14 protein-coding genes are annotated in these 20,782 nt (G+C 66.3%); 9 read left to right on the plus strand and 5 right to left on the minus strand.

Features of this window, described 5'->3' with window-relative positions; translation table 11 throughout:
- The first annotated feature begins 29 nt into the window (after positions 1–29).
- The 5 genes from ACEN9H_RS31255 (at position 30) to ACEN9H_RS31275 (ending at position 2,520) form a co-directional block, all read left to right on the plus strand.
- Positions 30–404 (plus strand): histidine triad nucleotide-binding protein, encoded by a 375-nt coding sequence (locus ACEN9H_RS31255; RefSeq protein ID WP_056126146.1) that lies wholly within the window; start codon positions 30–32, stop codon positions 402–404.
- A 96-nt stretch (positions 405–500) separates the two neighbouring features.
- The gene (gene tatA / locus ACEN9H_RS31260; protein WP_056126149.1) at positions 501–743 is read left to right on the plus strand and encodes a Sec-independent protein translocase subunit TatA; all 243 of its coding nucleotides are present in this window, start codon (positions 501–503) and stop codon (positions 741–743) included.
- An 18-nt stretch (positions 744–761) separates the two neighbouring features.
- Positions 762–1,268 carry a Sec-independent protein translocase protein TatB gene (gene tatB, locus ACEN9H_RS31265; RefSeq protein ID WP_056126151.1) on the plus strand — a complete coding sequence of 169 codons (507 nt, stop codon included), beginning with the start codon at positions 762–764 and terminating at the stop codon, positions 1,266–1,268.
- Positions 1,269–1,304: 36 nt separating this feature from the next.
- A complete protein-coding gene (gene tatC / locus ACEN9H_RS31270) occupies positions 1,305–2,060 on the plus strand; it encodes a twin-arginine translocase subunit TatC (RefSeq protein WP_371763190.1) in 756 nt (251 codons plus the stop codon).
- A gap of 37 nt (positions 2,061–2,097) precedes the next feature.
- Complete coding sequence (locus ACEN9H_RS31275) at positions 2,098–2,520, plus strand: hypothetical protein (protein ID WP_413673250.1); 423 nt, start codon at positions 2,098–2,100, stop codon at positions 2,518–2,520.
- A 4-nt stretch (positions 2,521–2,524) separates the two neighbouring features.
- Here the strand turns inward: ACEN9H_RS31275 and ACEN9H_RS31280 are convergent, their stop codons facing one another.
- The 4 genes from ACEN9H_RS31280 to ACEN9H_RS31295 all read right to left on the minus strand — a co-directional run bounded on the left by ACEN9H_RS31280 (position 2,525) and on the right by ACEN9H_RS31295 (position 12,708).
- Complete coding sequence (locus ACEN9H_RS31280; protein WP_413673251.1) at positions 2,525–4,579, minus strand: gluconolaconase; 2,055 nt, start codon at positions 4,577–4,579, stop codon at positions 2,525–2,527.
- 3 nt (positions 4,580–4,582) lie between these two features.
- Positions 4,583–6,439, minus strand: coding sequence for a DUF885 domain-containing protein (locus ACEN9H_RS31285; protein WP_413673252.1), 1,857 nt, complete (start codon positions 6,437–6,439; stop codon positions 4,583–4,585).
- A gap of 144 nt (positions 6,440–6,583) precedes the next feature.
- Positions 6,584–10,756: an SNF2-related protein gene (locus ACEN9H_RS31290; protein ID WP_413673253.1), complete on the minus strand. Its 4,173-nt coding sequence runs from the start codon at positions 10,754–10,756 to the stop codon at positions 6,584–6,586.
- Positions 10,753–12,708 (minus strand): prolyl oligopeptidase family serine peptidase, encoded by a 1,956-nt coding sequence (locus ACEN9H_RS31295; RefSeq protein WP_413673254.1) that lies wholly within the window; start codon positions 12,706–12,708, stop codon positions 10,753–10,755. The genes ACEN9H_RS31290 and ACEN9H_RS31295 overlap by 4 nt, the downstream gene beginning before the upstream one ends.
- A gap of 143 nt (positions 12,709–12,851) precedes the next feature.
- Here ACEN9H_RS31295 and hemE point away from each other — a divergent pair, with 143 nt between their 5' ends.
- From hemE to ACEN9H_RS31310, 3 genes are all read left to right on the plus strand, one after another.
- Positions 12,852–13,934, plus strand: a complete 1,083-nt coding sequence (gene hemE, locus ACEN9H_RS31300) for a uroporphyrinogen decarboxylase (protein ID WP_413673255.1) — start codon at positions 12,852–12,854, stop codon at positions 13,932–13,934.
- Between the two features lie 563 nt (positions 13,935–14,497).
- Complete coding sequence (locus tag ACEN9H_RS31305) at positions 14,498–16,504, plus strand: primosomal protein N' (protein WP_413673256.1); 2,007 nt, start codon at positions 14,498–14,500, stop codon at positions 16,502–16,504.
- 70 nt (positions 16,505–16,574) lie between these two features.
- Entirely contained in the window at positions 16,575–18,011 is a 1,437-nt protein-coding gene (locus ACEN9H_RS31310) for a dihydrolipoyl dehydrogenase (protein WP_413673257.1), read from the plus strand.
- On the opposite strand, the gene ACEN9H_RS31315 is transcribed toward ACEN9H_RS31310, so the two are convergent.
- On the minus strand, positions 18,012–18,497 hold the full coding sequence (locus tag ACEN9H_RS31315) for an SRPBCC family protein (RefSeq protein WP_413673258.1): 486 nt from the start codon (positions 18,495–18,497) through the stop codon (positions 18,012–18,014).
- Between the two features lie 180 nt (positions 18,498–18,677).
- Between ACEN9H_RS31315 and ACEN9H_RS31320 the strand changes: the two genes are divergently transcribed.
- Positions 18,678–20,738 carry a UvrD-helicase domain-containing protein gene (locus ACEN9H_RS31320; RefSeq protein ID WP_056126171.1) on the plus strand — a complete coding sequence of 687 codons (2,061 nt, stop codon included), beginning with the start codon at positions 18,678–18,680 and terminating at the stop codon, positions 20,736–20,738.
- The last annotated feature ends 44 nt before the right edge of the window (positions 20,739–20,782 follow it).

A 20,782-nucleotide genomic window follows, 5' to 3' on the forward strand; every position in this document is an offset into this window, starting at 1 on the left:
CATCCCGTATCCGTAGAATGTGAGACAACATGGACAACTGCATCTTTTGCAAGATCATCGCCAAGCAGATCCCGGCCAGCGTGGTGTACGAGGACGACGAGCTGCTCGCGTTCAAGGACATCAACCCGGCCGCGCCCGTCCACCTGCTGGTGATCCCGAAGCAGCACGTGGCCAGCCTGTCCGACTGCACCGATGCGCACGCGCCCGTGCTGGGCAAGATGCTGGCGCTGGCGCCGAAGCTGGCGGCCGAACACGGCATCGCGGTCAAGACCGGCCCGGACGGCGAACGCAGCGGCGGCTACAAGACGCTGTTCAATGTCGGTCCGGACGGCGGGCAGGAGGTGTATCACCTGCACCTGCACGTGTACGGCGGCCCGCGTCCGTGGCGTGGCCTGGGAACGTAATTCCCTAAGGAAAAAGGGCATTCCGGCCCTAAACCGCTTATACTGGCGTAGCTTTAGCTTACGCTGATCGGGTTATCGCCCGGCAAGGAGAAAACAATGGGTTCGATGAGTCTCTGGCACTGGTTGATCGTGCTGGTCGTGGTGGTGGTGGTGTTCGGTACGGGCAAGCTGCGCAATGCGGGCTCGGACCTGGGCAAGGCCGTCAAGGGTTTCAAGGATGGCATGAAGGGCGATGAAGACGGCAAGACGCCCGCCAGCCAGACGGCGCAACAGACCGCGCAACAGGTGGCCGACAAGTCGACCATCGACGTCGACGCGCGCGAAAAGACCCGCCATTAAACCGGTGCTTGATCCCGCATGATCGATCTCGGTCTTACCAAACTCGCCATCATCGGCGCGGTGGCGCTGGTCGTGATTGGCCCCGAGAAACTGCCTAAGGTGGCGCGCATGGCCGGCACCCTGTACGGCCGCGCCCAGCGCTACCTGCACGACGTGAAGTCGGAGGTTTCGCGCGAGATCGAAATGGAAGAATTGCGCAATCTGCACAAGGATATCCAGGACAGCGCGCAAAGCTTCAAGTCCGAGGTCGAGACGTTCAAGTCCGAGGTCGAGAACACCGTCTCGACCCACATGGACGAGGTCGAGTCCGCCTGGCGCGGCGACACGGCCGTGATGCCCACGACGGCCTCGACGGACGACATCGAGCGCAAGGCGCGCGACTTCCGCCGCAAGAAGCTGGCGAAGACGTCGAGCATGCCGGCCTGGTACAAGAACCGCCAGGGCACGCGCCAGCATGTGCTGTCCGGCGCCGCCCGCGTGCGCAAGTTCCGTCCCGGCGCCACTTCCAACACCAAATTTTTCTGATGACGGCCGCCGTTGGGCGCCGCCTCCTAGCGCCAGATGACTGAAGAAACCGCGGGCGAAGAAACCTTCATCTCCCACCTGGTCGAGCTGCGCGACCGCCTGATCAAGGCAACGTACGGCATCGTCCTCGCGTGCATCGTGCTGATGCTGTGGCCGGGCCCGGCACAGATCTACGATTTCCTCGCCGCCCCGATGCTGGCCGCGCTGCCGGCCGGCTCCAAGATGATCGCCACCGGCGTCGTTTCGCCGTTCCTCGTGCCGATGAAGGTGACCCTCCTGATCGCCTTCATCCTCGCGCTGCCGTGGGTCTTTTATCAGGTATGGGCGTTCGTCGCGCCGGGCCTGTACGCGCACGAAAAGCGGCTCGTGCTGCCGCTCGTGATCTCGTCGTCGTTCCTGTTCATCGCCGGCGTCGCGTTCTGCTACTTCTTCGTGTTCGGCCGCGTGTTCCACTTCATCGGCAACTTCTCGCCCACGTCCATCGCCGTGATGCCGGACATCGAGAACTACCTTGATTTCGTGATGTCCATGTGCCTCGCGTTCGGCGCCACGTTCGAGGTGCCGGTCGTCGTCGTGATCCTCGTCCGGATGGGCATCGTCAGCGTCGAGAAGCTGCGTTCGATCCGTCCGTACGCCATCGTCGGAGCGTTCGTCATCGCCGCCATCGTCACGCCGCCGGACGCCGTCAGCCAGCTGGCGCTGGCCATTCCGATGTGCCTGCTGTTCGAGCTCGGGCTGCTGATGGCGCCGATCTTCGTCAAGGCGACGCAGGCGCCGCAGGAACAGTCCTGATCCGAACAAACGGCGCCCGCGAGGCGCCGTTTTCGTCATGACCAAGCGCGAATATCGTCGTGGTTCGCCGTCCCGTGATATCAAATCGATGCGCAAGAAACTGCTGGCCATCGGCGGGGCGATCGTAATGTCGTGGCTTGCGCTCCTCGTGAATGCCGTTACGTCACCGGTCGTCTTCCTGCATTACTCCGCCGACGCCGTCGCGCCCGTGACCTACTTTTTTAACGAAGACAACGACATCGTCAAGGATCACCTGGCGCCGGGCGCAAGCATCGAGTTCCGTACCGCGCGCCGTCTCCATGCCAACTACTTCATCGACGTGAGCCTGCCGCTCGCCAGCCGCGACGGCGTGGAGATCAGGCAGCCGTTCAGCCGTTTCGACGTCTATATCGGGCCCGATACGAAGATCGAGCGCACCGTCGTCGACAACGACTTCCTGGCGCGCGTCGCGTTCGAATAAGCGCTTATTCCACCGTGATCGGCAGGTCGCGCCCCTCCAGCGCCACCTGTCCGGCGAAATCCGCCGCGTAGATCCGCAGCACGTAATCGCCCGGCGCGAGTCCATCGACGTTCCACGTGCCGGGCAGCGCGACGCCATCGTGCAGCGTGTTATTGACGGCATAGGCGAACACCGTGGCCTTGCTGCCGTAGACCGTGATGCCGCTGTTTTCCGCATACAGCAGCTTCACCGCTTCGCGCTCGCGCGGCAGGCGGTTGTAGACCTGCGTGATGCGCGGCGTCTCGAATCCGGCGACGGGGCTGCCGTCCGCATGGAGCAGCTGGTAGCCCAGCTTGTACAGGCCGAGGCGGCGGCGCGCCAGGTTGTCGTCCATCTGGTCGTAGGCGGCGGCGACGATCGTCAACGCGCCGAGCGTGCGCGCCACGTGCAGGCGCTGGCCCTTCTTGCGCGGGAGGCGTTGGCCGCTCGCGTCGTACAGCGCGATGCTCTGGATGCGGGGCGGCACCGTGTCGCGCAGGCCCGTGAACGGCAGGGCCAGCGCGTTGACGGCGACGCCGCCGGGGTAGTATTCCATGTGCACGTGCGCCATCGGATTGATGGTGCCGAGCGGGTCGCCGACGGCGAACCGCGTGCCGCGCCGCACGCGCACGCGTGCCGGCTTGCCGTTCGGGCCGGCCAGTACCTGGAAGCGCGGATCGAGCGGCTTGCCCGAGGCGTCGCGGCCCACGCGCATGTGGATGTACGACAGCGGCCCGATGCTCATGCCTTCGCCCAGCTGGCCGAACGTCCAGTTGGGATACGGATCGCTCACCGTTGCCGGCAGCACCGCCAGCACGCGCGCGCCGACGTCGGCGCGGATGTCCAGGCCCGCATGGAAGTGGTCGCGGTTTTCGCCATCGTAGCTGCCGCGCACTTCGCCCAGCACGCCGACGACTTCGTGCGGTTCCGTTTGCGGGCCCACGGGCCAGGGCATCGATGCCACCGCGGGCAGTACCTGCGGCCGCGCCTGCGGGGGCGGCGTGCCGGGTCGGGGTGGGGCCAGCACGAACATCTGCTGCGCCTGGCCATCGGCCACCACCAGCGCACCGTCGCGTTTCACGGCGATGCCGCGCGGCGCATACAGCCGCACGCTGCCGTCGCTGGCATAGCTCGCGCCTTCGGGGTGGTCGGCGTCCGGCAGGGCGTGATACTGCCCGCTCGGGTCGAACTGGAGGATGCGCCCACCCGCGCCGCTCGCGTACAGGTAGCCGTCATGCGTCAGCGCCAGCGCGACGGGACGGCGCAGCAGCGGACGCCGCTCGTCCTCGGGCGCGCGCGCGAGCGTCGTCACTGCGCCATTCCTGTCGATGCGCCGGATCGCGTTGTTGCCCGTGTCGGCGACGAACAGCACGCCGTGCTTGTCGACGGCGAGGGCGCTCGGCGTATCGAAGGCGGCCGCGGTGCCGGTGCCGTCGAGGTAATCGGGCGTGCCGCTGCCGGCCACCGTCGTCACCGCGCCGTCCTTGCCGATGCGGCCGATGCGGTCGTTGTAGGTGTCGGCGACATACACGTTGCCGTCGCGGTCGACGGCCACGCCGACCGGCCCATCGAAGCCGGCGGCGCTGCCCGCCAGCGTGCTCACGCTGCCGTCGGGCGCCACCTTGCGGATCGCGTTGTTGTGCGTGTCGGCGACGTACAGATTGCCGAGGCGGTCGATCGCCAGCGCCGACGGCGTGTCGAAAGCCGCGGCGGCGCCGACACCGTCCGCGTAGCCCGCGTGCCCACCGGCGAAGATGGTCACCTGTCCGTCGGGTGCGATGCGGCGGATGCAGCTGCAGTCGCCGCCGTCCGCGACGAACACGTTGCCGTGGCCATCGACGACGGTCCCGAACGGATCGCCGAAGCGGTCCGGCAGCGGCGTCACGCGTGCGGACCATGCAGGTCTGGTCGGCGCGTCGGCGGGACGCCAGAACGCGCGTCCCGGCGTCGCGTCCTGGCGCGCGTTGAAGACGTACAGGGCCGCGCCGCCAGCCAGCACGGCGGCGCCCGCGAGCGCCGCGACGATCGTGATGCGCTTCACGCGTTACTGCATCAGCTGGCCGATGATCTTCACCGGCGCATTTCCGTAACCGAGGAACTGGTCGTGGAATTGCTTGAGGTTGAAGCGCTCGCCCAGCTGTTCCTTGCGGCGCTCGCGCAGTTCCATGATGTCGCTGTAGCCGCTGAAATAACTGGAGAGCTGCACGGACGACAGCTGCGCGCGTTTCCACTTCTCGGCCGCTTCCTGCGGGGTCTGGAACGCCTGGCGCACGAGCAGGTCGATCGCCTGTTCGCGCGTCATGCCCAGCACGTGCACGCTGTAGTCGAGGATCGTGTTGGAGACGCTGCGCAAATTCCACTTGCACCACATCAGCCACAGCTCCGGCGCGTTGTCGCCATAGCCCGATTCCAGCATCATGCGCTCGCCGTACACGGCCCAGCCTTCGACCATCGCGCCGTTGCCGAACAACGCCTTCACCAGCGACGGCGAACGGTTCGCGTTCATCAGCTGCGTGTAGTGGCCGGGGATCGCCTCGTGGATGTTCAGGATTTGCAGCATCCAGTTGTTGTACTCGCGCAGGCTGCTTTCGGCCTGCTCGGGCGTGAGGCCATCCAGCGGCGTCACGTTGTAATAGGTTTTATCCTTCGGACGGTACGGCCCCGGCGCGTCGATGCTGGCGCCGGCCACGCCGCGCTGGTACAGCGGCGTCTCGCGCACGACGAGCGGCTTGCTCGGATCGATCGTCACGAGGTTGTTCTTGATGACGTAGTCCTGCAGCTGCGGGATCTGGCGGCGGATCTCGGGCAGGAAATCGGCGGCCGTCGTGTGCTGCAGCGAGAGCTTGTCGATCACCATGCCGATTTTTTGATAACGGTCCGCCGGCTTGGCAGCGGCGCCCATCGTCTTGTCCCACAGCTGGTCGGCGAGGCCGTCCATGCGCGTGAGGAGTTCGTCGCGCGCGGCCAGGGCTTTGCGGTAGGTCTGCTCGCCCGTGCTGGCGGACTGGATCTCGAACGCGAATTTTTGCTCGTACAGGTCCTTACCGATGCGGAACGAGCGCGCGCGCTGCATCTGCGACTGCGACTTGTCGAGGTCCGTCAGGAAGTCGACCCACGCCACCACCGCCGTGCCGGCGTTCGCGATGCGCTGCGCGAAGATCGCCTTCTCCTGCGGCGTCAGGATCGATTCCTGCGCGGCCTTGCCGAGGTCCGCCAGCACGACGAGCGTGCCCGGCGCCTGCTGGATCGCGAGCTGCGTGTGTTCGTGCGTCGGGTTGACGATGGACGCTTGCGCGGCCTGGTAGTACGCCGGCACGTCGGCCAGGCGTTTCAGGATCGTGCGCAGGCGCTGGGCCTTCGCGGCGTATTCCGTCGTCAGGATCAGGTCGAACGTCTGCGCGACGTTGTACTCGGCCGGGTTCCATTCGAACTCGCGGAACGTGGTCAGCTGCCAGCGCTCGTATTTCAGCTTGTTGAGGAGGACGGCGAGGTCGGTGCGCTGGTTCGGCGACAGTTTGTCGGCGTTCAGCTTGCCGAACTTGTCGAGCCACTCGTCGATGAACGCGAGCTTTTTCGCGCGCGTGGCGGCGTCGGGAATCGTCAGCTTCGCGGCGGCGTCGAACTTGCCGACGTAGATGCCGTCTTCCGGATCGATGCGCCACAGCGCGGTCACGAATTGCATGGACAGCGAGTCCATGTAGCGGTCGTTGCGGTTCTGCGGCGTGGCGGCGGCGACGTGCGCGGCGGCCTTCTGTACCGGCTTGGCGGCGGCCTTGGCCTTCGGTTTGCTCTTGGCTTTGGCCGTGCTGGCCGCCTTGTGATGCGTCTTGGGACGCGCACTCGCCGGCGCCAGTGCGACACTGGTCAGCAGGACGGCCAGTGCGATTTTCGATTTCATCATGTTCTATCTGCCTGGTTTATGGATGGGCCAGATGGGGGGCGCCAGATTAGCATCATTTGGCGCTTTTGCGGGCATCTGAAACAATACGTCACGCACGCGTCGTGACGTGATCCGCCGCCAACGCGCCCGCAACGGCATGCATCCTCACCCGGTTTGCCACTCTTCGACGGACGCCGGACGCGCGCCCGACGACCCGGCGAGCCCCGCCTGCAGCATGGCCAGCATGTCCGCCGGCGACAGGCGCGCGGCGACGTCCGTCCCTTCCAGCAGGCTGTCGGCGAGGTCGCGCTTGTGGCGGTGCAGGTCGACGATGCCTTCTTCGATCGTGTGGCGCGCAACGAGCCGGTAGATCGTGACGGGCCGCTGCTGGCCCATGCGGTGGGCGCGGTCGCTGGCCTGGTCTTCCACGGCCGGATTCCACCACGGGTCCATGTGGATCACGTAGTCGGCCGCCGTCAGGTTGATGCCGACGCCGCCCGCCTTCAGCGAGATCAGGAACAGGTCGCCGTCGCCCGCCTGGAACGCGTCCACGCGGCGCTTCCGCTCCTGCATGGGCGTCGATCCGTCGAGGTACTGGTAGCGGATGCCGCGTTCGTCGAGATGCTTGCGGATCAAGGTGAGGTGATCGACGAACTGGCTGAACACGAGCGCCTTGTGGCGGTTCTCCAGCAGTTCATCCGCGAGGCGCGCGAACGTCTCCAGCTTGCTGCTGCGGATGCCGCTCTCCGGCGCGACGAGGGCGGGATTGCAGCACGCGCGGCGCAGCTTCATCATCTCCGCGAGGATCTGGATCTGTTTTTGCGACTGCGGTGCCTCCAGCGCCGCGATGCGTTCCAGCGCTTCGCGCCGCAGCGATTCGTACAGCGCCATCTCTTCTTCCGACAGCTGCACCGGCAGCACGATCTCCGTGCGCGGCGGCAGTTCGGACAGCACCTGCGCTTTCGTGCGGCGCAGGATGAACGGCTGCGTGAGGCGGCGCAGGCGCGTGCGCGCCGCCAGTTCCGCGCGTTTGTCGGAGGCCTTTTCGATCGGTCCCGCGAAGCGCAATTGGAACTGGTCGGCAGTGCCAAGCAGCCCCGGATTGATGAAGCGGAACAGGTTCCACAACTCGCCCAGGTGATTTTCCAGCGGCGTGCCGGTGGCCACCATTTTGAAATCGCCCGTCAGCGCCATCACGGCGGCCGAGCGGCGCGTGTACGCATTCTTGATGGCCTGCGCCTCGTCCAGCACGATGGTGTGCCAGCGGATGCCGTCGAACAGCGCGGACTCCAGCTGCAGCAGGCCGTAGCTGGCAACGATCACGTCGAACGGTCCCGCGTCCTTCAGCATCGCGGCGCGGTCGCCGGGCCCGAACAGCTTCACGTTGAGCGTGGGCGCGAAGCGTTCCGCTTCCGCCAGCCAGTTGGTCGCGACGGACGTCGGCGCCACGACGAGCGTCGGCCCGCCCGGTGCGCGCGACAGGATCAGCGCGAGCGCCTGCAAGGTCTTGCCGAGTCCCATGTCGTCCGCGAGGCAGGCGCCGACGCCCCAGTGCGCGAGGCGGGACAGCCATTCGAAGCCCTCGACCTGGTAATCGCGCAGCTCCGCCTGCAGGGTGTTCGGCAACTGCGGCCGGTACTCCGCATTCGCCTGCATGTGCTTCAGGTGCGCGCGCCACGCCTTATCGGCATCGACGCCGCCCGCTTCCAGCGCCATCTCTTCCAGCGCGAAGCTGGCGAGCGGGTGGAAGCGCAGCGCTTCCTGGTCCGCATCGCTGTAGGCGGAGAGGTCCATCAGGCGGCGGTGCAGCTCGTGCGTCAGTGCCAAAAACTGGTTGTCGCCGAGCGCGATGAAGCGGTCTTCGCGCACGCGCGCGAGCAGTTCGCGCAAGTCCATCACCTTGTTCTCGTCGACCTGCACTTCGCCGTTCGCGGCGAACCAGTCCTTGTCGCGCCGGATCTGCAGGCGCACGGACTTCGACGTGATCTTCTTCGATACGCGGAACGATTCGCCTTCCGGCCACGCGACGACGACCTTCGCCGCATCCAGGTCCTGCAGCTGCACGACGAGTTCCAGGCAGTGGATCGGCGCCGCGAGCAGCCATTCGCCATGTTCGTCTTCCGCGTGCTCCAGCGCCGGCAGGTCGGCCAGCAGCTGGCGCTCGGCCTCGCGTTCCGCATTCAGGTCGCGGCGCGCTTCCGTACGCACGCCGCCCACGTCCGCGATCACGCTTTCCGTGCCGTCGCCCGGGCGGAAGTAAGGGCCCGCATCCGGCAACGGCCGCACCATCACCTGGATGCGCAGGCCCTGCTGGTAAGGCAGCAGGTTGATGTGGAGGCGCGGATCGGCCGTCACTTGCTCGATGTCCGCCGCGCTGCCGCCGATGTCCGACTGCACGGTGACGATGGACGAGATGGCGCTGATCGCCTGCAGCACGCGCTTCTCCGCTTCGAGCGGCACGTCGAGCCCGTCGCCGACGATGGCGCCGATGCGCCGGTGCTCGTCTTTTACCCGCACGATGCGCAATCGCGTCGGCGTCTCCTTCGTGACGACGACTTCGCCCTGCTGCTCGCGCAGGGGCGGCACCAGCGTGATCATGACCTTGCCGCCACCGGCGCGCACGACGAGTTGCGGCTCGCCCGGCAGCAGTTCGACGCGCGTGCCCGGCGCATCCATCCAGAACAGCAGCGGATGGCCGGCCAGCGCGGCGACGGCCTTGTCCAGGTCGAATTCGTAGCGCGTGCCGGTGCCGCTGTAGTAGCGGTAGGCGCCGATGCTGCTTGCGACCTGCACGTCCTGCGCGGTCAGGAAGTCCAGCTCCGCCGCCTCTTCCGCGAGGCGCTTGAGGCCCAGCGGACGGCCGCGCGTCCAGCCGCCCTGCACGTCGCGCTTCTGTTCCCTCGGTTCGATGGCGCGGATGCCGAGGTGCGCGTCCCAGCTCACGAGCCACGCGAGACGCGATTCCTTGACCACCTCCACGTTCACGGCGGGCTGCAGGTTGATGAGCGCGTTCAGCTGGCGTTCCCACGGCTGCTCGCGCTCGAACCACAGCGCGAGGTCGACGAAGCGGTGCTGCTGGCGCAGCGCGATCGCCTGCTGGTCGATGCCGACCATGCCCAGCTGCCCCAGCACCGAGGCGATCTGCGCCGCGATGAAGTCGAACCCGGCTTCCCGCGCGACGTCGAACTGCTGCTCCAGCATGGCGCGCTTGTCCGCCAGCTGCGGCATGCCGAGCCACCAGTGCAGCAGGGCGCGGAACATCACGGGCTGCAGGCTCGTCTCCCAGTTGCGCGACGGGAGCACCTCCGCGTCGACCGTGCCGCCGCGGATCTGGCGCAGCATCGACAGTTGCTGGTATACGGCCGTATCGTGGCTTTGCACGGCGCGCGTGGCGCTGTCCAGGTAGGACTCCACGGCCTTCGCATGTTTCGGGTCGGCGCTCCTCAGCAGCGCCGTCACGTACAGGTGGCCGCCGATCCCTTCGAAGACGGCTTTTCTCTTGCCCGTCTCGCGCCGCAGCGCTTTCAACGCCTTGTCGAAGCCGGCCAGCGCTGGCTCCGTGTCGCCGCGCAGCAGTTGCAGCACGCTGCGGTAATGGAGTGTCGCCGATTCGTCGAGGTCGACGAGCAGGTCGGCCGCCGCATCGAGGCGGCCGCACAGGATCAGGTGTTCCGCCAGCGCCGTGCGCAGCGCCATCGATGCGCCGCCCTGTGCCACGTGTTCTTCCGCATACGCGCGGATCGCCGGCGCGCTGGCCGGCTCGCGCTGCACGTGGTTGACGAGCACCGCGAGCACGTCGTCGCGTACGAGCCCGTTGATGCGCTCCATCAGGTCGGGCTCGAACGGGCGCGCGCAGATGTCGACGAGCGGATGCAGATAGGCCGCTTCGTGGCAGCGCAGGCACGCGGCCAGCAGCGGCGCGATGGCTTTCGGGCCTTCGCCGGCGAGCAGCGCGAAACGTAGCAGCGCGACACCCTGGCGGTAGCTGCGCAGCATGGGCGTGCCCTGCCAGTCGACGCGCAGCGGCGTCACCTGCTGGTAGACCTCGCGCAGCTCGTTGAGCCGGCGCGCACGCAGCGCCCACTGGATGGCGGGCCAGGCGACATCGGCGGCGATCGTGTAGCCGCGCGACGGCAGCTCGCCGATCAGGCCATCGGCGCGCAACCGCTCCAACGGCTCGGCCAGGTCTTCCTCGTTGCTGCTCGCTTCCAGCGGCGCCAGATGGTCGTGGATGCGCCGCCGTCCCATCGGCTCGCCGGCCAGCGCGAGCAAGGCCAGGATCAGCTTGCGGCGCTCGTCGCAGGCTTCCACGACCGCATGCAACACCTCATCGCTCATGCGGCAAGGTTCTCGATATCGATGGGCGGCAGGCTTTCGGGCACGGGGATGCCGAACACGCGCAGGTAGAAATACAGCTCCGCTTCCAGCGTGCGCACGATGCTGTCCGCCTTGCGGAAGCCGTGGCCTTCGCCGGCCAGCGTGATGTAGGCGACGGGCACGCCGCGCGCGCGCAGCGCGGACACCATCACTTCCGATTGCGGCGGCGGCACGACCTTGTCGTCGAGACCCTGGAAGAAGATCATCGGCCGGTGCAGCTTGTCGGTGTGGTTGATGGGCGAGCGCTCGGCGTAGACGCGGTCGGCGCTTTCCTTCGGCGCGATCAGGTATTCGTTGTAGTGGGATTCGAACTTGTGCGAGTCCGCGTCCAAGCCTTTTAAATCCGACACGCCGTAGTAGCTGGCGCCGGCCTTGAACACGTCGTGGAAGGCGAGGGCGCACAGCGTCGTCAGGCCGCCGGCGCTGCCGCCGCGGATCACGAGGCGCTCGCGGTCGACGAGGTCGTTGTCGACGAGGTACTGGGCGCCCGCGACGCAATCCTCGACGTCGACCACGCCCCATTGACCCTTCAGCAGGTCGCGGTAGGCGCGGCCGAAGCCCGTGCTGCCGCCATAGTTCACGTCCAGCACGGCGATGCCGCGGCTCGTCCAGAACTGCGTCGCCAGTTTCAGGGTGCTGGCCGCCATGCTCGTCGGGCCGCCGTGGCCGATCACCATCAGCGGCGGCAACTCGCCCGGCTGCGGCACGAAATCGCGGTTCGTGGGCGGGTAGTAGAAGGCGTACGCGGTCCGGTCCGCAGTTTTCTCGCCCTTGCTCGGGTAGCGGATGCTTTGCGGGACGGAGAGGTAGCTCACGTCGGGCAGCTGCTCGATCGAGCGCGCCAGCACGTCGCGCTGCCCGGTCGCGAGATCGATGCACGCGATTTCCGCCGCCAGCGTGGGCGCGCCGCCCAGCAGCGCGACCGTGTCGCCTTCGACCCGCAGTTCGCTGATCTGTTCGTAGGGCGTGGCGATGGGCGTGAGGTGACCGCTCCGCACGTCGAGCCGTGCGAGCTGGCTCACGCCATCCTCGATGTACGTGCAGACGATTTCCTGCGCCGAGCGGAAGCCGTACATGCTGTTCCCGAAGACCCAGTGCGGGCCGCCGAATTCCGCCGCGCGCGGGCACACGGGATGCACGACGCCGTGCTCGTAGCGGTACAGGTTCCACCAGCCGCTGCGGTCGGACACGAAGTACAGCGTGCCGTCCGGCGACCATTCCGGCTGCACGATCGCTTCGTCTGCCCCGCCCGCGATCAGGCGGCCGTCCAGCAGCGTGCCGTCTTCGCCGATCTCGGCCAGCCACAGCTCGGTGCCTTGCCACGGCATGCGCGGATGGTCCCAGCTCAGCCACGCGAGGTGGGTGCCGTCCGGGGAAATGCGCGGCGACGAATAAAAATCGTTGCCGTCGACGAGCACCGTGACCGTGCCGTCCGCGCCGAGCGCACTCAATGTGTTGTCCGGGTAGGTGCCGCCGGCAGAGTGATCTTCGCGCACGCCGATCAGGCGCCGGTGCGCGCGGTCCAGCACGAAGTCGGCCCAGCGCTCGTCGCCGCCCGCGCTGACGGGAACGGGTTCGCCGCTGCCGTCGCGGTCGAGGCGGTAGACGCGGTTGTCGGCGAAGTTCGAGAACCAGATGTGGCTGTCCGCGACGAGCGTGGCGCCGCCGCCGTACTCGTGCACGCGGGTGCGGGCGTTGAACGGGGCCGGCGTCAGTTCGTCGACCCGGCCGCCGCGGCGGCGCAGCAGCGTGTTGCGGCCGCCTTCGCTGGCGCGGCCGGCCAGCCAGAACACGTCGCCGCCGTCGAGCAGTACCTGCGACAGCGGCGTGGCGCCGGCCGCGACGACGGCGGCGGTGATCGGGGAAGTCCAGGTGCCGCAGGGCGCGGCCTGCTTGCGGGTGGTGTCGGTCATGGTCGGTTCTGGGACGGGCAGCGGGAAGAGAGGCATTATAAGTCTCTGCCGCGCGAGCGTATGTCCACGTGGATGCGGTGCGCGGGGCCCGGGGATGCGATAATAGAGGTTTGCCCACCCAACCCGCGAACGGATTGTCAGCCATGCCACAATTTGCCCCGCTCCAGAACGACACCTTCCTGCGTGCGCTGCTGCGCCAGCCGACGGACTACACGCCGGTGTGGCTGATGCGCCAGGCGGGGCGCTACCTGCCGGAATACCGCGCCACGCGTTCGAAAGCCGGTTCGTTCCTGGGCCTGGCCAAGAATCCGGATTTCGCGACCGAAGTCACCCTGCAGCCGATCGACCGCTATCCGCTGGACGCGTCGATCCTGTTCTCCGACATCCTGACCGTGCCGGACGCAATGGGCCTGGGCCTGTATTTCGAGGATGGCGAAGGCCCGAAATTCGAGCGCACCGTGCGCACGGAAAGCGATGTCGCCGCCCTGCGCGTGCCCGACATGGCGTCGCTGCAGTACGTGTTCGACGCCGTGACGTCGATCCGCACGGCGCTGAACGGCCGCGTGCCGCTGATCGGCTTTTCCGGCAGCCCGTGGACGCTGGCCTGCTATATGGTGGAAGGCGGCGGCTCGCGCGAATTCCACACGATCAAGAAGATGCTGTATTCGCGTCCGGACCTGATGCACCGCATCCTGGAGATCAACGCGGAAGCCGTCGCGCAATACCTGAACGCCCAGATCGACGCGGGCGCGCAGGCCGTCATGATCTTCGACTCCTGGGGCGGCGCGCTGGCCGACGGCGCTTATCAACAGTTTTCGCTCGCGTACATGGAGAAGGTCGTCGCGAAGCTGCAGCGTGAAAAGGACGGCGCGCGTATTCCGGCCATCGTGTTCACGAAGGGCGGCGGCCTGTGGCTGGACGCCATGGCCGATATCGGTGCCGACGCGCTGGGCCTGGACTGGACCGTCAACCTGGGCCGCGCCCGCGCGCAGGTGGGCGACCGCGTCGCCCTGCAGGGCAACCTCGATCCGGCCATCCTGTTCGCCGGCCCGGACCAGATCCGCACCGAAGTGGAAAAGGCGCTGGCCAGCTACGGCACGCCGTCCGCGGGCCACGGCCACGTGTTCAACCTGGGCCACGGCATCTCGCAATTCACCCCGCCGGAATCCGTGACGGCGATGGTCGACGCGGTCCACGACTTCAGCCGCCGCCAGCGCGCCGCCTGATCGTTCCACAGCATCCGTGCTGCATTTTGTGCAGCACGGTCAGCAGGCAATCACACTTATTCACAAAAAATCGGATTCGATCAGCGTGGACTGTAGAAATGTACAGTGCCCGTCAAAATATGGTAAGTGATTGATTTTATTGGATTTAATGCTGGGCCAAGGGCGGCCTGGCGAGGTGCTCCCAGAGGAGTGACCAGTTATCCACCGAAGCTTTCAGCCTATTGTTCACAAAGTTATGCACAGGTTCTGTGAATAATCCGGAAAAGTGCTTGGTTTACCGTGGTTTACGGATTTTCTTCAAGTGTTGTATCAAGATTATGCTGCACTGCGCTGAAGTTTTTCACTGGAAAGGCACAGTTATGCACAGAAGCGCGCAAGCGATGGGATATTTCACCCGCTCAAAGTCGAAAATCGTAAGTCATTGAATTTATACGGAAAATTTCGGCATTTATGTAGAGAATTTCCTAACGTTTTGATCTAGCGTAAACCTTCTCCACGGTCAACTTTTCCATTTTCCACAAAGTTTTCCACAGTTTTCCACAGCTTCTCGACAAGGTACCGGATTGTCCCACTGCATCCTGCAAATCGCGCTCGACACGCCGCTCGACAGCCTGTTCGACTACCGCTGGGCATGCGAACCCGGCAGCGAGCCGGAAGTCGGGCAACTGGCGCTCGTGAACTTCGGGCGGCGCGAGGCGGTCGGGCTGATCGTCGCCGTCAAGCACGAGACGGACGTCCCGGCCGACAAGCTGAAGGATGCGCTCGCCGTGCGCAGCCAGTTGTCGCCGCTGCCGGCGCGGTGGATCGCGCTGGCGCGCTTCGCCGCCGCGTATTACCACCGGCCGCTGGGCGAGGTGGCGATGCCGGGCCTGCCGAAGAATGTGCGGCTGTCGACGACGGTGGCGCTGGACCGGGCGCTGAAAAAACTGGCCAAGCTGCCGGATGCGCACGATCCCACGCCGGCCGATATGCCTGTCCTGAACGCGGCCCAGCAGCAGGCGGCGGATGCGATCGGCGGCGCGCAAGGATTCAGTCCGCTGCTGCTGTACGGCGTCACGGGCAGCGGCAAGACCGAGGTCTACCTGCAGGCCTGCGCGCAAGTCCTGCAGCGCGATGCCGATGCGCAGATCCTGATCCTGGTCCCCGAGATCAACCTGACGCCGCAACTGGAAGCGAACATCCGCGCGCGCTTCCCGGGCGTGATGCTGGCCACGCTGCACAGCAGCCTCTCGGAAGGCGAGCGCATGCTGCACTGGCTGGCCGCGCATACGGGCCGCGCGCGCATCGTGCTGGGCACGCGGCTGGCGATCCTCGCGTCGCTGCCGAACCTGAAGATGATCGTCATCGACGAGGAGCACGATCCGTCGTACAAGCAGCAGGAAGGCCTGCGCTATTCGGCGCGCGACCTGGCCGTGTGGCGCGCGCGCCAGCTCGGCATCCCCATCGTGCTGGGCTCCGCGACGCCGTCGCTGGAAAGCTGGCACCACGCGCAGACGGGCCGCTACCGCAGGCTCGAACTGCGCGAGCGCGCCGTGCGCGACGCCGTGCTCCCGCGCGTGAAGCTGGTCGACATGGAGCGCGACAAGCCGAAGGAAGGCCTCACGTCGACGCTGATGCAGGCGCTGCGCCTGCGCATGGAACGGGGAGAGCAATCGCTGCTGTTCCTGAACCGGCGCGGCTATGCGCCCGTGCTGTGCTGCGAGGCGTGCGGCTGGATCAGCAACTGCACGCGCTGCACCGCGTTCATGGTCCTGCACCGGCCGGAGCGGCGGCTCCGATGCCACCACTGCTCACTGGAGCTGCGCATCCCGCATGGGTGCCCGACGTGCGGCAACATCGATTTGCAGCCGCTGGGCCGCGGCACGCAGCGCGTCGAGGAAGGTCTGCAGGCGCTGTTCCCGGACGCGCGCATCCTGCGCATCGACGCCGACTCCACGCGCCGCAAGGGCAGCGCGCAGGAGGCGTTCGACACGGTGCACCGGGGCGACGTCGACATCTTGATCGGCACGCAGATGGTCGCCAAGGGTCACGATTTCAAAAGGCTGACGCTCGTCGGCGTGCTGAATCCCGACACGGCGCTGTTCTCGCAGGACTACCGCGCCAGCGAGCGGCTGTTCGCGCAGCTGATGCAGGTCGCGGGCCGCGCCGGCCGCGCGGGATTGGAGTCGGAAGTGCTGATCCAGTCGCGCTACTGCCAGCATCCGCTGTACGGCGCCGTGATGCGGCACGACTACGACCGCTTTGCCGGCAGCCTGCTGGAAGAGCGCCACCAGGCCGCGCTGCCGCCCTACATGTACCAGGCGCTGCTGCGTGCCGAGGCGCCCGAGCTGGCGACGGCGATCGAATTCCTCGAGGCGGCGCGCGACGCGGTGCCGTCGGACACGGTCGTCATTAACGAGCCGATCCCGATGACGATGACCCGCGTGCACAACGTCGATCGCGCGCAACTGCTCGTCGAATCGAATTCGCGGCCGGCGCTGCAGGCATTCTTGACCGAGTGGGTCGACGTGCTGCGGGCGATGAAGTCGCGGGTGCGGTGGTCGCTCGAAGTGGATCCGCTCGACATCTGAAATTACTCACGTCCAAGCCGAGTTCTTGAAAACAGCGTATCGTCACGCTCGTGAACTTCCCGGAGGTCAGATGAAAAAACTGAAGGTCGATGTCGCCGTGATCGGCGCCGGTACCGCCGGCCTCGTCGCCTACCGCGCCGCGAAGGCGCAGGGTGCGCGGACGGTGCTGATCGAGCGCGGCGTGTACGGCACCACGTGCGCGCGCGTGGGCTGCATGCCCAGCAAACTCCTGATCGCGGCCGCCGAGGCCGCCCACATGCTGCAGCTTGCGCCCCAGTTCGGCGTCCATCCGGGGACGACCCGCATCGACGGCGTCGCCGTGATGGAGCGCGTGCGGCGCGAGCGCGACCGCTTCGTCGGCTTCGTGGTCGAAGGCGTCGACGCGATGCCGGATGAAGACAAGGTGCGCGGCCATGCCCGCTTCGTCGATCCGCACACGCTGCAGGTCGACGACCACACGGAGATCGACGCCCGCCGCATCGTCATCGCCACCGGTTCGAGCCCCACGCGCCTGCCGACGCTGGAAAATGTGGGCTCCGGCGTGATCACGAGCGACGAGGTGTTTTACTGGAACGACCTGCCGCGCTCGGTGGCCGTGATCGGCACGGGCGTCATCGGACTGGAACTCGGCCAGGCCCTCGCGCGGCTGGGCGTGCGCACGCGCGTGTACGCGCGCGGCGGCAGCGTGGCGCAGTTGTCCGATCCGGTCGTGCTGAAGACGGCATCGCGCGTGCTGTGCGAAGAACTCGACATCCACTTCCAGTCGCGCATCCTGAAAGCGGAACAGGACGGCGACGACGTCGTGCTGACGACGGGCCGCCACGACGAAGCCATCACCGAACGGTTTCAATACGTGCTGCAGGCGGCCGGCCGCACGCCGAACGTGCACGGCCTGGGCCTGGAACACGCGGGCATCGCCCTGGACGACAGCGGCGTGCCGGTCTTCGATCCGCGCACCATGCAATGCGGGAACAGCCACATCTTCATCGCGGGCGACGCCAACCAGGAACGCCCCGTGCTGCCGGAAGCGGCCGACCACGGCAAGATCGCGGGCGACAATGCCGGCCGCTTCCCGGACATCCGCCCCGGCCTGCGCCGCGCGCCGCTGACGGCCGCGTTCACGGAACCGAACATCGTCACCTTGGGCGCCAGCTACAAGGCGCTGTGCGCGCCGGGCAAATCGAAGTTCGCGGTGGGACAGGTGTCGTTCGAGAACCAGGGCCGCAGCCGCGTCATGTTGCAGAACAAGGGCATGCTGCGCGTGTACGGCGAATACCGCACGGGACGCTTCCTCGGCGCCGAGATGGTCGCGCCGCGCGGCGAACACATCGGCCACCTGCTCGCCTGGGCCGTGCAGTCGCGCCTGACGGTGGACCAGATGCTGGAGATGCCGTTCTACCACCCCGTGATCGAAGAGGGCGTGCGCACGGCGTTGCGCGATCTCGCCGCCAATCTCGCGAAGGGAGAAAGCGACATCGATCCCGACTCGGTCGAGCCGGGAACGTGATCAGTTGAGCAGCGAGGCGTCCAGCTTCCCTTCGGACGCCAGCTGCCGCACGATCTTGATCGTATCGATGTCGGCTTCCTGGTAGGCCGACTTCTTGAAATCCTCGTACATGCGGCCCGTCTCGTCGGTCGCCGACGGATTGCCGTCGTCGTACAGGAAACGCACCCACATCACGCCCTGGGACGGCGCCTCGATGGTCATCGTCAGCAGCGACTGGGCAATATCTCCCTGCGCCGGCACTTCGTAGCGGACTTCGTGCAGCGGGTGCAGAACCACCTTGTCGTCGATGACCAGGTCGCCATAGCGCAGGCGGCGCATGAAGCTGCCGCTTTCGCGCTCGCTGATCGTGCATTCGTCCAGGTGCGGCACGAACATCTTCGGATCTTCCGCGCGCAGCACGAGGCCGCGCCACAGTTGTTCGCGTGTCATCGTGTCCGCCAGCGGATTCAGCGGGTCGTTAATCTCGATCAGGTGCTCAAATTTCATGTTGTATCCCTCGTTGGCTGCTGCCCGGTCATGTTAGCGCATGCTTGGCGGGACTGATGCAAAACGCACATGTGGAGGCGGCTTGCGGTTTACTCAAGCGGCGTCGTGGATTCGACACGAACGTTACGCACGAGCTTCCAGCTTCGCTACAATGCTGGGCTGTCCTCTCCAATATTTCCAATGTCCAACACCCCGAATTTCGGCCTGAACGGTCCGCAAAGCGAAGCCGTGCTCTATCTCGACGGTCCGTGCCTGGTGCTGGCCGGCGCCGGATCGGGCAAGACGCGCGTCATTACGCAAAAGATCGCTTACATGATCGAGCACCGCGGCTACGATCCGCGCACGATCGCCGCCCTCACGTTCACGAACAAGGCCGCGCTCGAGATGCAGGAGCGTATCGCCAAGCTGCTCAAGCAACCCAAGCAGGCCAAGCAGCTGACGGTGTCCACGTTCCACTCGCTGGGCGTGAAAATCCTGCGCCAGGAAGCGGCCGGCGTTGGCCTGAAGGACAAGTTTTCCATCATGGACAGCGACGACTGCTACACAGTCGTCTCCGACCTGGCCGTCACCACCGACAAGCAGGAAATCCGCCGCATCCAGAACGCGATCTCGCTGTGGAAGAACGGCCTCGTCGACCCCGAGGACGCGATCAGGGACGCACGCGACGAGGACGAAGCCCAGGCCGGCCGCATCTACCGCAGCTATGTCGCGACCCTGCAGGCCTACCAGGCCGTCGACTTCGACGACCTCATTCGCCTGCCGGTGGAATTGTTCCGCAATAACGAGCCGATCCGCGACCGCTGGCAGCGCCGCCTGCGCTACCTGCTGATGGACGAGTACCAGGACACCAACACCTGCCAGTACGAACTGGTCAAATTGATGGTGACGGGCCTGGGCAAGAAGCCGATGTTCACGGCCGTGGGCGACGACGACCAGGCGATCTATGCGTGGCGCGGCGCGTCGGTGGAAAACCTGCGCACCCTGCAGACGGACTTCCCCGACCTGAACGTGATCAAGCTGGAGCAGAACTACCGCTCCACGACGCGCATCCTGCAGGCGGCCAACGCCGTCATCGGCAACAACCCGAAACTGTTCGAAAAGTCGCTGTGGTCCGAGCACGGGCTGGGCGAGCCCATCAAGGTTCTCGGCATGCCGAACGACGAGACGGAAGCGGACCAGATCGCCATCATGATCTCGGCCGACCATTTCCAGCGCAAGAACAAATGGTCCGACTTCGCGATCCTGTACCGCGGCAACCACCAGGCCCGCGTGATCGAGCAGGCGCTGCGCAAGGAGCGCATCCCGTACACGATCTCGGGCGGCCAGAGCTTCTTCGACAAGGCCGAGATCAAGGACATCATCGCCTACCTGCGCCTGATCGCGAACCAGGACGACGACCCGGCCTTCATCCGCGCCATCACCACGCCCAAGCGCGGGGTCGGCATGACCACGCTGGAAAAGCTGGGCGAATTTTCCGGGCAATGGAACTGCTCGCTGTTCGAGGCGGCACTGAAGGGCGGCATCGAAGCGCTGCTGCAGGAGCGCCAGCTGTATCCGCTGCGCGAGTTCTGCCACTGGATCAACGAGCTGGAATCGCGCGCCACGCGTCCGGGGCCGTCCGGCAGTGGCGACCATGCCGCCGAGCTGATCGACGACATGATGAAGGAAATGAATTACGAGCACTACCTGTACGAGAACTTCGACGACAAGGCGGCGCAGGGCAAATGGCAGAACGTGCTCGAGTTCCTGAACTGGCTGAAGGAGCGGGGCCGCGGCGGGCGCGACCGTGACGGCGAAGAAAAGAACCTGCTGGAATTGACGCAGATGGTGGCGCTGATGTCCATGCTCGAGGGGCAGGACGAGGAACAGGATGCCGTCCGCATGTCGACCCTGCACGCCTCGAAGGGCCTCGAGTACCCGCACGTCTACCTCGTCGGTTGCGAGGAGGGCATCCTGCCGCACAAGGGCGATCCGGACGACCCCGTCGAAAAGATCGCCGCCCGCATCCAGGAAGAACGCCGGCTGATGTACGTGGGCATCACGCGCGCCCAGCGCAGCCTGCACGTCACGTGGTGCAAGAAGCGCAAGCGGGCAGGCGAGCTCGTGCATTGCGACCCGTCGCGCTTCATCAAGGAAATGGCACTCGACGTGGGCGATGCGCCGCCGAAGGAAAACGAAATCCTCACGCCCAAGGAACGTCTTGCCAGCCTGAAGGCGTTGCTGGCCACGCCGAAAGTGTGACGTTCAGACCCAGGGTGCGCACGATTGAAATTCTTATTTGACTT

The organism is Massilia cellulosiltytica (assembly GCF_047325105.1).
GTDB lineage: Bacteria > Pseudomonadota > Gammaproteobacteria > Burkholderiales > Burkholderiaceae_D > Telluria > Telluria orientalis.

What these genes read in the sequence shown, in the direction of transcription:
- ACEN9H_RS31295 (WP_413673254.1), bottom strand. Translation starts at nt 12,708, where the DNA reads ATGACCGACACCACCCGCAAGCAGGCCGCGCCCTGCGGCACCTGGACT.
- ACEN9H_RS31290 (WP_413673253.1), bottom strand. Translation starts at nt 10,756, where the DNA reads ATGAGCGATGAGGTGTTGCATGCGGTCGTGGAAGCCTGCGACGAGCGC.
- tatC (WP_371763190.1), top strand. Translation starts at nt 1,305, where the DNA reads ATGACTGAAGAAACCGCGGGCGAAGAAACCTTCATCTCCCACCTGGTC.
- tatB (WP_056126151.1), top strand. Translation starts at nt 762, where the DNA reads ATGATCGATCTCGGTCTTACCAAACTCGCCATCATCGGCGCGGTGGCG.
- ACEN9H_RS31285 (WP_413673252.1), bottom strand. Translation starts at nt 6,439, where the DNA reads ATGATGAAATCGAAAATCGCACTGGCCGTCCTGCTGACCAGTGTCGCA.
- ACEN9H_RS31255 (WP_056126146.1), top strand. Translation starts at nt 30, where the DNA reads ATGGACAACTGCATCTTTTGCAAGATCATCGCCAAGCAGATCCCGGCC.
- tatA (WP_056126149.1), top strand. Translation starts at nt 501, where the DNA reads ATGGGTTCGATGAGTCTCTGGCACTGGTTGATCGTGCTGGTCGTGGTG.
- ACEN9H_RS31320 (WP_056126171.1), top strand. Translation starts at nt 18,678, where the DNA reads ATGTCCAACACCCCGAATTTCGGCCTGAACGGTCCGCAAAGCGAAGCC.
- ACEN9H_RS31310 (WP_413673257.1), top strand. Translation starts at nt 16,575, where the DNA reads ATGAAAAAACTGAAGGTCGATGTCGCCGTGATCGGCGCCGGTACCGCC.
- ACEN9H_RS31315 (WP_413673258.1), bottom strand. Translation starts at nt 18,497, where the DNA reads ATGAAATTTGAGCACCTGATCGAGATTAACGACCCGCTGAATCCGCTG.
- ACEN9H_RS31275 (WP_413673250.1), top strand. Translation starts at nt 2,098, where the DNA reads ATGACCAAGCGCGAATATCGTCGTGGTTCGCCGTCCCGTGATATCAAA.
- hemE (WP_413673255.1), top strand. Translation starts at nt 12,852, where the DNA reads ATGCCACAATTTGCCCCGCTCCAGAACGACACCTTCCTGCGTGCGCTG.